Origin of the sequence: Mesorhizobium sp. YM1C-6-2, from assembly GCF_003666685.1 — a bacterium.
Taxonomy (GTDB): domain Bacteria; phylum Pseudomonadota; class Alphaproteobacteria; order Rhizobiales; family Rhizobiaceae; genus Mesorhizobium_K.
In genome coordinates this window covers 26,390-41,942 of the sequence record NZ_RCIZ01000012.1, presented here as the reverse complement: position 1 = coordinate 41,942, position 15,553 = coordinate 26,390, and the positions used below count along the sequence as shown (strand labels likewise).

Sequence of the window (15,553 nt, the reverse complement as noted above, 5' to 3'; positions counted from 1 at the left end):
GAATCGTTTCTGGCAGCCGCAACGCCGATTACTGCTCTACCGTGATCGCGACGGCAAGCTGTTCTTCGGCCGGCCCGAGGCGAATCCCCGACGCCGGCATGGCGTCGCGGTAGTCGCGCCCCACAGCCATGCGTACATAGCGCTCATCGGGTGAAATGCCATTCGAGGCGTCGAACGCTACCCAGCCGAGGCCGAGAACATGCGCCTCGGCCCAGGCGTGGCTGGCTGCCTGGTCGACCGTGTCGTTCATCATGAGATAGCCGCTGACGTAGCGCGCCGGGAAGCCGAGCAGGCGCGCCGCGGCGGCGAAGATATGCGCATGGTCCTGGCAGACGCCGGTGCCCTGCCCCAGCGCCTCCTCGGCGGTGGTGCCGGCATGCGTGGCGCCGATCGTGTAGACGACGTCGTTTTGGATGGTGTTCATCAGCCGGTGCAGGCGGTCGAGTTCCGAGCCTTCGCCGATCGAGGCGGCGAGTTCGCGTATCCCGTCGCCGGGCGCCGTAAGCGCGGTCTGGTACTGGAAAAGCCACAGCGGCGCGAAACCCTTGTGCTCGCCGAACACGCCGGCTGTATCGAACGTCTCGACCTCGCCCCAGGCATCGATGCCGATCATGGTCGCGTCGCCGGCGATGCTGACCAGCCGCGTCTCGTTCTCGAAATGATCGACGAAACGCGCCTCCTCGTTGGCACCGTCCACCTTCAGCGACCAGCTATGCACGGTCTGCGTCCTGCCGGTGCGCGGCACAAGCCGGAGCCGCTGCAACGCATAGGGAACCGGGATGTCGTAGCGATATTCGGTCCGGTGCGAGATTTTCAGCCGCATCGTGCCTCGCGATTCAGTGGAAGCGGTAATCTTTGGCGACCTCGTCGCCGAGACGGTAGTTGTCGCGGATGAAGTCGGTCAGGAATTCGTGCAGGCCTGCATCGAATATCTGCTTGATCGAGCCGACCTTGAGCTTCGCCAGCGTGCACTCCACCGTGTCGTGGCAGGGAAGCCTGAGACCGTAGTCCTGCTCGCGGAAATGCAGGTGCTCGGCAAGGAAACGGTAGCAGAATGTCAGCGAGCGCGGCATGCGGCCGTTGAGGATGAGGTAGTCGGCGATGTTGGTCGGACGATATTCGGCATCGTAGACCCAGCGATAGGAGCGGTGCGCCGAAACCGAACGCAGGATCGATTCCCACTGGTAGTTGTCGAGCGTGGAGCCGACCCAGGACACCGACGGCAGCAGCACGTAGTATTTGACGTCGAGGATGCGCGCGGTGTTGTCGGCCCGTTCGACATAGGTGCCGATCTGGGCAAAGTCGAAGATCTCGTTCCTCAGCATGGTGCCGTAGAAGCAGCCGCGGATCAGCGCCGTCTCGCGCTTGATGGCGTCGAGAACCTGCGGCAGGTCGCGCTCGTCGATCGGCTTGGCGAGCATGCGCTTCAGCGCCATCCAGGCCTCGTTGATGGCCTCCCATGTCTCGCGCGTCAGCGCGGTGCGCACCATGCGCGCGTTGAAACGCGCCGTCTCCATCGAAGACATCGAACTCGACGGGTTGGAGGTATCGCGGATCAGGAAATCCGAGACGGCGCCCACTGTATATTCAGCGTATTTCGCGCTGAACCCGACATCGGCGCCGGCCGACAGAAGCACCGATTTCCACTCGTCCTCGGCGCCCTGCGTGCGGGTGAGCGCCATGCGCAGCCCAGCGTCGACCAGACGCGCCATGTTCTCAGCCCGCTCGATGTAGCGGTTCATCCAGTAGAGGCCATTGGCGACGCGTCCGAGCAGCATTCGAAATCTTCTTCCCCCTCAGTCGTCTAGCACCCAAGTGTCCTTGGTGCCGCCGCCTTGCGACGAGTTGACTACAAGCGACCCTTCCTTGAGCGCTACCCTGGTGAGACCGCCCGGCACGATCTGGATGCGGTCGGAGACCAGCACGAAGGGCCGGAGATCGACGTGGCGGGGGGCGAGCCCGGCCTCGGTCATGATCGGGCAGGTAGACAGCGAGAGCGTCGGCTGGGCGATGTAGTTGCTCGGATTGGCTGCGATCTTTTTGGAGAATGTCTCGCGCTCGGCCTTGGTGGCGGCGGGGCCGACCAGCATGCCGTAGCCGCCCGACCCGTGGACTTCCTTGACCACGAGATCATGCAGGTTCTCCTGCACATATTTCAGGCTGTCCGGCTCCGAGCAGCGCCAGGTGCGGATATTCCCGAGGATCGCCTTGCGGCCGGTGTAGAACTCGATGATCTCCGGCATGTAGGAATAGATCGCCTTGTCGTCGGAGATGCCGGTGCCCGGCGCGTTGGCGATGGTGATGTTGCCGGCCCGGTAGACGTCCATGATGCCGGGCACGCCGAGCGCGGAATCCGGATTGAAGGTCAACGGGTCGAGGAAGGCGTCGTCGACGCGGCGGTAAAGCACGTCGATTTGCTTGTAGCCTTCCGTGGTGCGCATCGCGACATGCCCGTCTACGACACGCAGATCATGGCCCTCGACAAGCTCGACGCCCATCTGATCCGCCAGGAAGGCGTGCTCGAAATAGGCGGAATTGTAGCTGCCGGGGGTCAGCACCGCGATGGTCGGGGTCGTGCGCACGGATTCCGGCCGGACCGCGGCTAGCGACTGGCGCAGCAGTTGTGGATAGTTCTCGACCGGACGCACCCTGACCTGCTGGAACAGCTCGGGGAAGAGCTGCATCATCGTCTCGCGGTTCTCCAGCATGTAGGAAACGCCGGAGGGCGTTCGCGCATTGTCCTCGAGCACGAAGAACTCGTTCTCGCCTGTGCGTACGATGTCGACGCCGATGATGTGCGTATAGACGCCGGCCGGCGGCCGCACACCGATCATCTCAGGGAGGAAGGCGACGTTCTCGGCAACGAGTCTTTTCGGCACGCGGCCTGCGCGGAGGATTTCCTGCCGGTGGTAGATGTCGTCCAGGAACGCGTTCAGCGCCTGGACGCGCTGCTCTATGCCCTGCGTCAGCCGACGCCATTCGGAGCCCGAAAGGATGCGCGGCACGATGTCGAAGGGGATCAGCCGCTCGGCCGCCTCCGCCTCGCCATAGACGGCGAAGGTGATGCCCGTCTTGCGGAAGACGCGTTCGGCGTCGCGCATCTTCTCAGTCAGCCTGGCAGGATCCTGCTGTTTCAGCCAGCGGTCATAAGCCGCATAAGAATGTCGGAGGCCGGATTGCTCCGGCTGCATCTCGTCGAACGCTGCCAAGCGCATACTCCCCTGTGACGCCATTTCAAATCGCGTTTCCGGGAAAAGCAAGCGCAATCGGTGGTTTCGGCCTCGACTTCGGTCAGCCGGCTTGAATTGCATAAAATGCGGGCAGACCGCAGCGGCGCGGGTCACGTTGCGCCCAGGGAGCGTGCAAGACTAGTTCCAGTGCGGATCATCGCCACAGAAAGAACGGATGCGATCTATATGGCTTGCTGAAACCTCGAAGCACCTTCCTGCGTATGATATGGTGCAGGGCAAGCGACTGCATCGCCCGGCGAGGAGACGAGCATGCGCCCGATCGGTTCGTTCATTCTGGGGATGACTCTGCTGCTGCCGTCCGCGGCTTTTGCCGGGGATGCGGAGGTCAGGGCGGCGCGAGGCACGATCGAAGCGCAACTGAGAGCGTTCCAGGCGGATGACGGCGCTCTCGCCTATTCATACGCAGCGCCAGGCATCAAGCGCATCTTCCCGACCGTCGATATCTTCATGGGCATGGTCGAGAGCGGCTACCAGCCGGTCCGCAACCCGCGCAACTTTGCCTTCGGCAAGGCCGAGGAGGTGGGAGGTAACGCGATCGTGCAGCAGGTTCTGCTAACCGGCCCGGACGGCAAGGAATACGAAGCGCTCTACACGCTCGAACTTCAGCCCGACGGCGTCTACCGCATCACCGGCGTCAGCCTGAAGGCATCCAACGCACTAAGCACATGATGCGCCGCTAGAGTGCCGGCAAATCGCCCCGCGCCCAGCCTTCGGTGATCTCCGCGGCGCGATCGGCGAAGCGTCGCGCCTCGATGGCGTCGCGGATGTCCTGCATCAGCTGCTGGTAATAGGAGAGATTGTTCCAGGTGAGCAGCATGGCGCCAAGCGCCTCGCCGGACTTCACGAGGTGGTGGAGATAGGCGCGGGAATAGTCGCGCGCGGCCGGGCAGTTGCTCTCCTCGTCGAGCGGACGGGGATCGTCGGCATGGCGGGCGTTCTTCAGGTTGATCTTGCCGCGGCGGGTGTAGGCGAGGCCATGGCGCCCTGCCCTGGTCGGCATCACGCAGTCGAACATGTCGACGCCGCGCGCCACCGATTTCAGTATGTCGTCGGGCGTGCCGACGCCCATCAGATAGCGCGGTTTTTCCTCCGGCAGCTCCGGACAGGTGACGTCGAGCATGTCGAGCATGACGGCCTGCGGCTCGCCGACCGCCAGCCCGCCGATCGAATAGCCCTTGAGGTCCATCGCCTTCAGCGCCTGGGCCGAGCGTATGCGCAGTCCGGCCACGTCGCCGCCCTGCACGATGCCGAACATCGCCTTGCCCGATTGCTCGCCGAAGGCCGTCTTGCAGCGCTCGGCCCAGCGCAGCGACAGTTCCATGGCCCGCTCAATCTCCTTTGGCTTGGCCGGGAGCGCCACGCATTCGTCGAGTTGCATCTGGATGTCGGAATCGAGCAGTCCCTGGATCTCGATCGAGCGCTCCGGCGTCATCTCGTAGGGCGCGCCGTCTATGTGCGAACGGAAGGTGACGCCGCTCTCGGTCAGCTTGCGAAGCTGGGACAGCGACATGACCTGGAAGCCGCCGCTATCGGTGAGGATGGGATAGGGCCAGCGAGCGAATTCATGCAGGCCGCCGAGCCGGGCGACGCGCTCCGCGCCGGGCCTGAGCATCAGGTGGTAGGTGTTGCCGAGGATGATGTCTGAGCCGAGGTCGCGGACCTGGTCCATGTACATGGCCTTGACGGTGCCGCCGGTGCCGACCGGCATGAAGGCCGGCGTGCGCACGTTGCCGCGCGGCATCGACACTTCGCCGCGCCTGGCCTTGCCGTCGGTCGCGATCAGGCGGAAGGAAAATTTGCTACCCATTGAACTCCTTGTCGTGCACCGGCGCGTCCGGCGCCTGCGCATCGAGAGACTGGCGGTAGCGGATGCAGCCGCGCATGAATTTCGGCCAGGGCGGCACCGCGATCTCGGGCTCCGTTCGCTCCGGCAGCAGCTCCCAGAGGTCGGGATGATGCCAGCAAAGATCGTGGCCCGTGGAGTCCCGGTGCTTGCGGATGCCGTTCCGCAATTTCTTCACTTCCGCGACCAGTCCATCGCGGCTCATGGTGGCGATATCTTCGTCCATGATCATTCCTCCGTGCGAAAAAGCAGGCTTGCGTCGCCGTAGGAGTAGAATCTGTAGTGCGTTTCGATAGCGTGGGAATAGGCCGCGCGCATGCGCTCCAGGCCGGAGAAGGCCGAGACGAGCATGAACAGCGTCGAGCGCGGCAGGTGGAAATTGGTCATCAGCGCATCGACGACGCGGAAGCGGTAGCCTGGCGTGATGAAGATGTTGGTCGCACCCGACCATGCGGCGAGGCGTCCGTCCTCCGCAGCGGCGCTTTCGAGCAGCCGAAGCGACGTGGTGCCGACTGAGACGACGCGATTGCCGCGCGCCCTGGCGGCGTTGATCGCATCCGCGGTCGCCTGCGAGACATGGCCGGTCTCGGCATGCATCTTGTGGTCGGCCGTGTCGTCCGCCTTGACCGGCAGAAAGGTCCCTGCCCCGACATGCAGCGTGACGAAACGCCGCTCGACGCCGCGTGCGTCGAGCGCCGCGAACAGCTGCGGCGTGAAATGAAGCCCGGCGGTGGGGGCTGCGACGGCGCCCTCGTCGCGGGCGTAGATCGTCTGGTAGTCGGTGCGGTCGCGTTCGTCGTCATCGCGCTTGGAGGCGATATAGGGCGGCAGCGGAATGTGGCCGACCGCATGCAGAGCCTCGTCGAGGAACGGCCCGGAGAGATCGAAGCCGAGCAGCACCTCACCGCCCTCGCGCTTCTCGATCACGGTCGCGTCGAGTTGCCCGAGGAAGCAGGAATTGCCGTCATGGCCGAAATGGATGCGGTCGCCGGCTGCGACGCGCTTGCCCGGTCGGACGAAGGCGAGCCAGCGGTCAGGCGCGACGCGCATGTGCAGCGTCGCATCGATCTCGGCCGAGGCGTCGCCACGCCTGCGGATGCCAGTGAGCTGCGCCGGAATGACCTTGGTGTCGTTGAAGACGAGCACGTCGCCGGCATCGAGCAGCGACGGCAAGTCCTGCACGACGCGATCCTCGAACGCCTCCTGCGGACGGACCACGAGCAGCCTGGCCGCATCGCGCGGGGTCGCCGGGCGCAACGCGATGCGCTCCTCCGGCAGGTCGAAATCGAAGAGGTCGACGCGCATCAGGTAAGCCGGACAAGCACGGCGCCCGTCATGAGCAGCACTGCGCCGACCAGGCGGCCGAGCGAGATCTCGCGGACCGCCATGCCGAGGAAGCCAATGCGATCGAGCAGCATGCCGGCGACCAGCTGCCCGGCAACCAGGAACGCCATCAGCGCGGCAGCGCCGATGCGCGGGATGAGTATGGTGGAGATGGTGACATAGGCGCCGCCGAGGATACCGCCGGCGACAAAGAGCCAGGGCGCCGGCGCCTTCCAGTCGAGCGAGATGCCTTGGCCGCGCGTCACCAGCATGGTGGCGAGGCCAAGCACGATGGCGCCCGACAGAAAGGAGAAGGCGGCGGCCGCGACGGGAAGCCCGAGGCCGCGCGCGAGCTGCGAGTTGATCGGCGCCTGGACGGCGATGAAGGCGCCCGACGCTATGCCGAGCACCGACCAGAACAGTCCCATCATCGCCGTACCGCCCGCGCGTTCAGGTTTACTTTACGTCAGCCGCGACCTTCATCGAGACGATCTTGTCGGGATCCTGCACCGGCTCGCCGCGCTTGATCTTGTCGACATTCTCCATGCCTTCGATGACCTGGCCCCAGACCGTGTACTGGCGGTTGAGGAAGCCGGCGTCGTCGAAGCAGATGAAGAACTGCGAGTTCGCCGAATTCGGGTTCTGCGCGCGCGCCATCGAGCAGGTGCCGCGGCCATGGTTCATGTTGGAGAACTCGGCCTTGAGGTCCGGCCTGTCCGACCCGCCCATACCGGCGCGGCCAGGGTTGAAGTCCTTGCCGCCGGACTTGCCGAACTTCACGTCGCCGGTCTGCGCCATGAAGCCGTCGATGACGCGATGGAACACCACGCCGTCATAGGCGCCTTCGCGCGCCAGTTCCTTGATGCGGGCGACATGGCCGGGCGCCAGGTCGGGAAACATCTCGATGACGACATTGCCTTTGGTCGTCTCCACGATCAGCGCGTTCTCGCGATCCTTGATCTCGGCCATTCTGAAAATCCTTTCGTATGTGTCAGTTGTTGTCGGCGGCGATCCGCACCTTGACCATGCGGTCGGGGTCGGTGACGGTGCCGTTGTCTGCCTGGTCGCCCTTCTTGATGTTGTCGACCAGTTCCATGCCGCCCTCGACCTCTCCGACCACCGTATATTGGCCGTTGAGGAAGCCAGCGTCGCCGAAGGTGATGAAGAACTGCGAATTGGCGGAGTTCGGATCCTGGGCGCGGGCCATGCCGACCGTGCCGCGTACGAAGGGCGTGTCGGAGAATTCCGCCGGCAGGTCCGGCTTGTCGGAGCTGCCCATGCCGGCGGCCATCGCATCGTAGCCGTCGTTCAGGTCACCGTACTGCACGTCGCCGGTCTGCGCCATGAAGCCGTCGATGACGCGGTGGAAGGCCACGTTGTCGTAAGCGCCTTCGCGCGCCAGCGCCTTGATCTGCTCGACATGCTTCGGCGCGAGGTCAGGCCGCAGGGCGATCGTCACGTCGCCGTCCTTGAGCGTGATGATCAGCGTATTCTCGGGATCCGCGGCATAGGCGAGCTGGGAGGCGGCCAATGTCGCGGCTACGACGCACGCCGAAGCGAGCCTTTTCAGCATGGGATATTCTCCTGAACCTTATCTGGATTTGAATTTCGCCTTGAGCGGAGCGACCACCGCCTTCGGCACGAAGGGGCGGATGTCGCCACCCATCGATGCAATCTGGCGTACGAGTGTGGCGGTAATCGTGCGGACCGACGGGCTCGCCGGCAGGAAGACGGTCTGCAGGTCCGGCGCCATGGTCTCGTTCATGCCGGCCATCTGCATCTCGTAGTCGAGGTCGGTACCGTCGCGCAGGCCGCGGATCATGATGGATGCGCCGAGTTTCCTGGCGGCATCGATGACCAGTCCGTCGAAGGAGACGACCTTGATGCGCTTCGCATCCTTGCCGAGCTCCTGTTTCGCCACCGTCTCGATCAGCTTCAACCGCTCCTCGAAGGAGAACAGCGGCGTCTTGCCCGGATGGATGCCGATCGCGGCATAGATCGTGTCGGCGACCGCGAGCGACGCTTTGAGCACGTCGAGATGCCCGTTGGTCAGCGGATCGAAGGAGCCGGCATAGATGGCATGGCGGTCTGTCATTGGCGTGCTTCTAGAGCCTTTCAGTTCCGGATGGAAGCTGTACGCCCGACTACAGATGCAAATCGCATGAACGGCAGATGAACGGCCCGCTCACGCTCGATTAAAGGCGGCCCGACTAGATGTGAGGCGAGCTTATTGAAACCAAATCGCCCGCAATACGTTGTGGCGCAGGAGTTTCGCCATGATGATCTACATGCTAGCCGCCGCAATGACCATCGCCATGCTGATCGCCACCGCTTTCGGCCTTCACCAGGAAAGCGAGCGCATGAGGCTGAAGGAAAAGAGGACCAACCTGCGCGGCTTCGGCCACTGATTACCGCCTGCGAAGCGGCTTTGGGCCGCCTCGCATCAGCTTAACCTTGGTCTTCGGGCCCTTCTTCTTCAGACGCAGGCGCTTCCTCTTCCCCGCCATTCGGCTCGGAAATACGCTCTACCGAAACGACTTTCTCGCCTTCCGCCGTATTGAAGATGGTCACGCCCTTGGTGGCGCGGCTGGCGATGCGGATGCCCCCGACAGGCACGCGGATGACGGTGCCGCCGTCCGAAACCAGCATGATCTGGTCCTCATCGCCGACGGGGAAGGTCGCGACCAGGGGGCCGATCTCCTCGACCTTCGAGACGTCGGTGGCGCGGATGCCCTTGCCGCCGCGCCCGATGACACGGAAATCATAGGATGACGAGCGCTTGCCGTAACCGTACTCCGTGACCGTGAGCACGAACTGCTCGCGCGCCTTGAGTTCTTCATAACGCTCGTCGGAAAGGTCCGTCTCCTCGCCGACCTCCTCGTTGGTCAGCGCGATATCCTCTTCGCCTTCAGCATCCTCGGCCGAAGCTGCGCGGCGCTCCGCCGTAGCCCGCTTGAGGTATGCGGCGCGCTCGGCCGCCGAAGCCTCGACATGCTCGATGATGGTCATCGAGATGGCGCGGTCGTTGTCGCCAAGCTTGATGCCGCGCACCCCCTGCGAGCCGCGGCTCTGGAACACGCGGACATCCGTCACGGGGAAGCGGATGCACAGGCCGGAATCGGCCGTCAGCAGCACGTCGTCGTTCTCCGTGCAGGTCTCGACCGCGAGGATGGCGTCGCCCTCCTCTTCGAATTTCATGGCGATCTTGCCGTTGCGCTTCACGTCGGCGAAATCGGAAAGTTCGTTGCGCCGCACCGTGCCGCGCGTGGTGGCGAACATGACGTGCAGCTTGTCCCACTCGGATTCGTCCGGCAGCGGCAGGATGGCGGTGATGCGGTCGCCCTCCTCCAGCGGCAGCATGTTGCGCAGGAATTTGCCGCGCGACTGCGGGCTGCCGATCGGAAGGCGCCAGACCTTTTCCTTGTAGACGATGCCGCGCGAGGAGAAGAACAGGATCGGCGTATGCGTGTTGGCGACGAAGAGTCGGGTGAGGAAATCCTCGTCCTTGGTCGACATGCCGGAGCGGCCCTTGCCGCCGCGCGCCTGCGCCCTGTAGAGCGAAAGCGGCACACGCTTGATGTAGCCCTCATGCGTGACAGTGACGACCATGTCCTCGCGCTGGATGAGGTCCTCGTCCTCCATGTCGGCGCCGCCGTCGGTGATCTCGCTACGACGCGGCGTGCCGAACTCGTCGCGCACGGCGGTAAGCTCGTCCTTGACGATCTGCTGGATGCGCACGCGAGAGGCGAGAATGTCGAGGAAATCCTTGATCTCCTCGCCGATCTTGCCGAGTTCGTCGCCGATCTCGTCGCGACCGAGCGCCGTCAGCCTCGAGAGCTGCAGCGCGAGGATGGCGCGCGCCTGCTCCTCGGAGAGATTGTAGGTGCCGTCGTCATTGATCCGGTGGCGCGGATCGTCGATCAGCAGGATAAGCGCTTCCACGTCGCCTGCCGGCCAGCGCCGCTCCATCAACTGCTCGCGCGCCGTCGCCGGATCCGGCGCCCGGCGGATCAGCTTGATCACCTCGTCGATGTTGGCGACGGCGATCGCCAGACCCACCAGCACGTGGGCCCGCTCGCGCGCCTTGCGCAGCAGGAATTTGGTGCGCCGGCTGATGACCTCCTCGCGGAAGGACACGAAGGCCCTCAGCATGTCGAGGAGCGTCATCACTTCAGGCTTGCCGCCGTTCAGCGCGACGACGTTGGCGCCGAAGGACGTCTGCAGCGGCGTATAGCGGTAGAGCTGGTTCAGGATGACGTCGGAATTGGCATCCCGCTTCAGCTCGATGACAACGCGATAGCCCTGGCGGTCGCTTTCGTCGCGGATGTCGGAGATGCCCTCGATGCGCTTGTCGCGCACGAGTTCGGCCATCTTCTCGATCATGGTCGCCTTGTTGACCTGATAAGGCATCTCGGTGACGATGATCGCTTCACGGTCGTTGCGGATCTCCTCGACATGCACCTTGCCGCGCATGATGATCGAGCCGCGACCAGTCGAATAGGCGTTGTAGATGCCGGAGCGGCCGAGGATGATGCCGCCGGTCGGGAAGTCCGGACCGGGCACGATCTCCATCAGGTCGGTCAGGCTGATCGCCGGATTGTCGATGAGCGCCATCGCGGCATCGCACACCTCGGAGAGATTGTGCGGCGGGATGTTGGTGGCCATGCCGACAGCGATACCGCCGGCGCCGTTGACCAGCAGCGCCGGAAAGCGCGCCGGCAGCACCCGCGGCTCCTGGGCGGAGCCGTCATAGTTGTCCTGGAAATCGACGGTTTCCTTGTCGATGTCCTCGATCAGCTCGTGCGCCACCTTGGTCAGGCGAGACTCGGTGTAGCGCATCGCCGCCGGCGGATCGCCGTCGATCGAGCCGAAATTGCCCTGCCCGTCGATCAGCGGCACGCGCATCGACCAGTCCTGCGCCATGCGGACCAAGGCGTCGTAGATCGAGGCGTCGCCGTGCGGGTGATATTTACCCATCACGTCGGCGACGGGACGCGCCGACTTCACATATTTGCGGTTCCAGTGGTAGCCGCTCTCATGCGAGGCAAAGAGGATGCGCCGGTGCACCGGCTTCATGCCGTCGCGCACGTCGGGAAGCGCGCGCGACACGATCACGCTCATCGCGTAATCGAGATAGGAGCGCTGCATCTCCTCGATGATGGAGATCGGTTCGATGTCGGAAGGACCTTCCGGCCCGCCCGGTTTTTTCGGGTCGTTCAAATCGGTTCACGCGCAAAGAGAATCATTGATTCCTTATATAGGAGCGCGCCCGATTTCTCCAATCGCCGCAGCGATTTAAGCTGCGGCGGGGATCTTTTTCCAACGCTTAATCAGCGAGCTATTTCAAGCAGTTGGACGAGGGTGTCAAAAAGCCGCGGAAAGTCGGTTTCCAAAGGCGGCCGATCGCCACCGCCCAGCCTTCGCCGGCGGTTATTCGGCGATGTCGGCGACCGTCGCCTTCGCCGCGGCAAGAAGCTTGCCCGGCTCCGCCCTGAAGACGGCGTCGTGCGCGCCGGCGGCTGCCCAAACGGCGTCGTGCTTCAGCAAGGCATCCTCGGCGAAGGCCGGCACCGGCGCCGTATGCCCGATGGGCGACACGCCGCCGATCGCAAAACCGGTGCGGTCGCGGATCAGGCGCGGGTCGGCGCGCTTCAGCTTTTCGCCGGCAAGCACCTGGGCCTTGGCAAGGCTCAGCCGGCTCGACCCCTGCAACAGGAAAAGATAGAGCCCGTCGGTCGCTTCGCCCTGGAAAATCAAGGATTTGACGATCTGGTCGACGCCGCAGCCGCACTGCTCAGCAGCTTCTTCCGAAGTGCGGGTCGAAGCGCCCATGCGCCTGACCTCGATCTCCATGCCCGCTTGCCTGGCCGCTTCCGTCACGCGTTCGATGCTGCCTGCCATGGAATTTCCTATTCGATTTCGGCCTAAAAGGGGATTTCCAGAACCATGCCGTCATAGGCCGGCTCGACATAATCCGGCGTTTCGGCGGCAACCGTCGCATAATCCAGCGGCGTGTGCATATGGGTCAGCACGGCTCGCCCGGGTTTCAGCCGTTCGATCCATTCGAGCGCCTCGCCGAGCGAGAAATGGCTGGGATGCCCCCTGTATTGCAGGGCATCGACGACCAGCACGTCCAGCCCGCGCAGCCGCTCCGCCGTCGCCGGCGGAAAGCCGCTGACATCGGGACAATAGGCCAGCCGGCCGACGCGGAACCCGAGCGAATGGATATCGCCATGGATCTGCGGCAGCGGTTCGAGGGTGAGGTCGCCGCCCTCGCCTTCGATGGTGAACGGCGCTGGCGGATCGATCAGATGCGCCCTGACGATCGGCGGGTAGGAGCCGCCGGGCGGCGTCTCGAAGCAGTAGCCGAAGGCCTGCTTCAGCCGCGTCAACGTCTGCGCGTCGGCGTGGATGTCTATCAGCCTGCGCTGCTCCAGCCAGTAGCCGCGCAGGTCGTCTATCCCGTGGATGTGGTCGGCATGCGGATGGGTGTAGGCAACGGCGTCGATGCGATCGACTTTCGCCGCCAGCATCTGCGCGCGGAAATCAGGCCCGGTATCGATGACGACGCGGGTGACGCCGCCGTCCTCCGCCACGCGCTCGACCATGGCCGCGGTCCTGGTGCGGCGGTTCCTGGGATTGGCGGGATCGCAATCGCCCCAGTCGCCGATGATGCGCGGCACGCCCGGCGAGGAGCCGCAGCCGAGCACCGTGAAGCGCAGCCGGCTCGCCACCGTTCAGCCGTCCTGCCGTACGGCCTTGGCTGCCTTGGAGAACAGCCGAAAGAAGTTCGTAGTCGTTATTTCCGATATTTTTTCGTCACTTACGCCGATTGTCTCAGCAAGGACTTTGGCCGTGTTGACGACATAGGACGGTTCGTTGCGCTTGCCGCGCAGCGGCACCGGGGCAAGGTAAGGCGCATCCGTCTCGACCAGCAGCCGGTCGGGCGGGACCTCGGCTGCGATCGAGCGCAGTTCCTCGGAATTCTTGAAGGTGAGGATGCCGGAGAAGGAAACGTAGCCACCGAGCTTCACGCCGGTGCGGGCAAGCTCGCGTCCCGACGAGAAACAGTGCAGCACGAACGGGAATGCACCCTTCGCCGTCTCCTCTTCGAGCGTCGAGGCGATTTCCTCGTCGGCAGACCGCGCGTGGATGACCAGCGGCAGCCCTGTCCGCCGAGCAGCATCGATATGGGTGCGGAAACCCTTCATCTGCGCGTCGCGCGGCGACTTGTCGTAGTGGTAGTCCAACCCGGCCTCGCCGATCGCCACCACCTTCGGATGCGCCGATAGCCGCACCAGTTCCTCGGCGGTGACATCGAGTTCTTCCGCCGCATTGTGCGGATGCGTGCCGACCGAGCAGAAGACGTTGTCGAACTCCTCGGCGATCGAAAGCACCTGCGCGAAGCGCCGGACGCGCGTCGATATGGTCACCATATGGCCGACGCCGGCGGCTTTCGCCCGCGCGACCACCGCCGCCCGCTCCTCGGCAAAGTCGGGGAAATCGAGGTGGCAGTGGCTGTCGACGAGCGTCATCTCGGGCATGGACGTCAGGCTTCCTCGGCCTGCTCGACATAACGCGGGAAGACGGGCGTGGGCGCAGGCAGCGACGTGCCCGACACCAGCGCATGCGCGTCGGCGACATGCGCGAAGCTGCGCTCATCCTCCGGCACCGCCAGCAGGTCGAGCAGCTTGGCTGCCGATCCGGGCACGAATGGCTGGCACAGGATGCCGACCCGCCTGATGATCTCGGCCGTGGTCCAGAGAACGGTCTCCATGCGCGCCGGATCCGTCTTCTTCAGCGCCCACGGCTCCTGCCCGGCGAAGTAGCGGTTCGCCTCGGCGACGACGCCGAAGATGGCAGCCAACGCCTGGTGGATCGCCTGCTCGGCCATTGCCTTGCGCGCCGTGACCAACGCGTCCGCCGCCTGGCCAAGGATCGTCTTGTCGGCCTCGGCGAGACTGCCCTTTGCCGGCACCAGGCCGCCGCAGTTCTTGGCGATCATCGACAGCGAGCGCTGCGCCAGATTGCCGAGATCGTTGGCGAGGTCGGCATTGGTGCGGTTGACGATCGACTCGTGGCTATAGCTGCCGTCCTGACCGAAAGGCACCTCGCGCAGGAAGAAGTAACGCACCTGGTCGAGCCCGTAATGCTCGATCAGCGCGAACGGGTCGACCACGTTGCCGACCGATTTCGACATCTTCTCGCCGCGGTTGAACAAGAAGCCGTGCGCATAAACGCGCTTCGGCAGCTCGATCCCCGCCGACATCAGGAAGGCCGGCCAGTAGATCGCGTGGAAGCGTACGATGTCCTTGCCGATGATGTGGGTCGCCGGCCAGTAGCTCCACTTCTCGTTCGAGGTGTCCGGATATCCCGCCGCCGTTATGTAGTTGGTCAGCGCGTCGACCCAGACATACATCACATGCTTCTCGTCGCCCGGGACCGGCACGCCCCAGTTGAACGTCGAGCGCGAGACGGACAGGTCCTTCAGCCCGGACTTCACGAAGCTGACGACCTCGTTGCGCCGCTCCTGCGGACCGACGAAGCCCGGTGTCCCCTCATACAGGGCCAGCAGCTTGTCCTGGTAGGCGGAAAGCCGGAAGAAATAGCTCTCCTCCTCGTTCCATTCCACCGGCGACCCCAGCGGCTCGCGGCGCACGCCGTCGTCGCCGACGGTGGTTTCGCTCTCGTCGAAATAGGCTTCCTGGCGGACCGAGTACCAGCCGCTGTAGCGGTCGAGGTAGATGTCGCCATTGGCGGCCATGCGCTCCCAGATCGCCTGGCAGGCCTTGTAGTGGCGCTCCTCGGTGGTGCGGATGAAGTCGTCGTTGGACGCGCCGAGCGCGGCTTCCATGTCGCGGAAGATCGCCGAGTTACGGTCGGCGAGCTCCTTGGGCGCGATGCCTTCCTTCTCGGCCGTCTGCTGCATCTTGAGCCCGTGCTCGTCGGTGCCCGAAAGGAAGAAGACGTCCTTACCGTCGAGCCTCTGGAAGCGCGCCAGCGCATCGGTGGCGATGACCGTATAGGCATGCCCGATATGCGGCTTGCCGTTGGGATAGAAGATGGGCGTGGTGATGTAGAATTTTTCGCGGGACATGGGACAGCCGTTCAAAAAGCAAGACGGAATGTTGTGGGG

General features: G+C 64.3%; 17 protein-coding genes. 2 read left to right on the top strand and 15 right to left on the bottom strand.

The features are described from left to right. Nucleotides 1–28: 28 nt before the first annotated feature. The 3 genes from D8676_RS22910 to D8676_RS22900 are packed head-to-tail and all read right to left on the bottom strand — an operon-like array spanning nt 29 to nt 3,191. Nucleotides 29–823, bottom strand: a complete 795-nt coding sequence (locus tag D8676_RS22910; protein WP_121583416.1) for a transglutaminase family protein — start codon at nt 821–823, stop codon at nt 29–31. Nucleotides 824–836: 13 nt separating this feature from the next. Next, nucleotides 837–1,778 carry an alpha-E domain-containing protein gene (locus D8676_RS22905; RefSeq protein WP_121583415.1) on the bottom strand — a complete coding sequence of 314 codons (942 nt, stop codon included), beginning with the start codon at nt 1,776–1,778 and terminating at the stop codon, nt 837–839. A gap of 18 nt (nt 1,779–1,796) precedes the next feature. After that, nucleotides 1,797–3,191: a circularly permuted type 2 ATP-grasp protein gene (locus D8676_RS22900; protein WP_245427098.1), complete on the bottom strand. Its 1,395-nt coding sequence runs from the start codon at nt 3,189–3,191 to the stop codon at nt 1,797–1,799. 309 nt (nt 3,192–3,500) lie between these two features. On the opposite strand from D8676_RS22900, the gene D8676_RS22895 reads away from it, so the two are divergent. Beyond that, on the top strand, nt 3,501–3,920 hold the full coding sequence (locus tag D8676_RS22895; protein ID WP_121583413.1) for a DUF4864 domain-containing protein: 420 nt from the start codon (nt 3,501–3,503) through the stop codon (nt 3,918–3,920). A gap of 7 nt (nt 3,921–3,927) precedes the next feature. Here the strand turns inward: D8676_RS22895 and tgt are convergent, their stop codons facing one another. Genes tgt through coaD form a run of 7 tightly spaced genes read right to left on the bottom strand, consistent with a single transcriptional unit; the run spans nt 3,928 to nt 8,512 of the window. After that, on the bottom strand, nt 3,928–5,058 hold the full coding sequence (gene tgt / locus D8676_RS22890; RefSeq protein WP_121583412.1) for a tRNA guanosine(34) transglycosylase Tgt: 1,131 nt from the start codon (nt 5,056–5,058) through the stop codon (nt 3,928–3,930). Then, complete coding sequence (locus D8676_RS22885; RefSeq protein WP_121583411.1) at nt 5,051–5,320, bottom strand: hypothetical protein; 270 nt, start codon at nt 5,318–5,320, stop codon at nt 5,051–5,053. Before D8676_RS22885 ends, tgt begins: the two co-directional genes overlap by 8 nt. 2 nt (nt 5,321–5,322) lie before the next feature. Further along, complete coding sequence (gene queA / locus D8676_RS22880; RefSeq protein WP_121583410.1) at nt 5,323–6,399, bottom strand: tRNA preQ1(34) S-adenosylmethionine ribosyltransferase-isomerase QueA; 1,077 nt, start codon at nt 6,397–6,399, stop codon at nt 5,323–5,325. Beyond that, a complete protein-coding gene (locus D8676_RS22875; protein ID WP_121583409.1) occupies nt 6,399–6,848 on the bottom strand; it encodes a DMT family transporter in 450 nt (149 codons plus the stop codon). The genes queA and D8676_RS22875 overlap by 1 nt, the downstream gene beginning before the upstream one ends. A gap of 25 nt (nt 6,849–6,873) precedes the next feature. After that, nucleotides 6,874–7,386, bottom strand: a complete 513-nt coding sequence (locus tag D8676_RS22870; RefSeq protein ID WP_121583408.1) for a peptidylprolyl isomerase — start codon at nt 7,384–7,386, stop codon at nt 6,874–6,876. 22 nt (nt 7,387–7,408) lie between these two features. Further along, the gene (locus D8676_RS22865) at nt 7,409–7,990 is read right to left on the bottom strand and encodes a peptidylprolyl isomerase (RefSeq protein ID WP_121583407.1); all 582 of its coding nucleotides are present in this window, start codon (nt 7,988–7,990) and stop codon (nt 7,409–7,411) included. 18 nt (nt 7,991–8,008) lie between these two features. Next, a complete protein-coding gene (gene coaD, locus D8676_RS22860; RefSeq protein ID WP_121583406.1) occupies nt 8,009–8,512 on the bottom strand; it encodes a pantetheine-phosphate adenylyltransferase in 504 nt (167 codons plus the stop codon). Nucleotides 8,513–8,693: 181 nt separating this feature from the next. Between coaD and D8676_RS27875 the strand changes: the two genes are divergently transcribed. Then, complete coding sequence (locus D8676_RS27875) at nt 8,694–8,825, top strand: hypothetical protein (RefSeq protein WP_281034297.1); 132 nt, start codon at nt 8,694–8,696, stop codon at nt 8,823–8,825. A 40-nt stretch (nt 8,826–8,865) separates the two neighbouring features. On the opposite strand, the gene gyrA is transcribed toward D8676_RS27875, so the two are convergent. The 5 genes from gyrA to metG all read right to left on the bottom strand — a co-directional run bounded on the left by gyrA (nt 8,866) and on the right by metG (nt 15,514). Then, nucleotides 8,866–11,637: a DNA gyrase subunit A gene (gene gyrA / locus D8676_RS22855; RefSeq protein ID WP_121583405.1), complete on the bottom strand. Its 2,772-nt coding sequence runs from the start codon at nt 11,635–11,637 to the stop codon at nt 8,866–8,868. Nucleotides 11,638–11,847: 210 nt separating this feature from the next. Next, entirely contained in the window at nt 11,848–12,318 is a 471-nt protein-coding gene (locus D8676_RS22850) for a YbaK/EbsC family protein (RefSeq protein ID WP_121583404.1), read from the bottom strand. A gap of 23 nt (nt 12,319–12,341) precedes the next feature. Further along, nucleotides 12,342–13,151, bottom strand: a complete 810-nt coding sequence (locus tag D8676_RS22845; RefSeq protein WP_121583403.1) for an MBL fold metallo-hydrolase — start codon at nt 13,149–13,151, stop codon at nt 12,342–12,344. 3 nt (nt 13,152–13,154) lie between these two features. Continuing rightward, complete coding sequence (locus D8676_RS22840) at nt 13,155–13,961, bottom strand: TatD family hydrolase (protein WP_245427079.1); 807 nt, start codon at nt 13,959–13,961, stop codon at nt 13,155–13,157. Between the two features lie 5 nt (nt 13,962–13,966). Continuing rightward, complete coding sequence (gene metG, locus D8676_RS22835; RefSeq protein ID WP_121583402.1) at nt 13,967–15,514, bottom strand: methionine--tRNA ligase; 1,548 nt, start codon at nt 15,512–15,514, stop codon at nt 13,967–13,969. Nucleotides 15,515–15,553 lie beyond the last annotated feature (39 nt).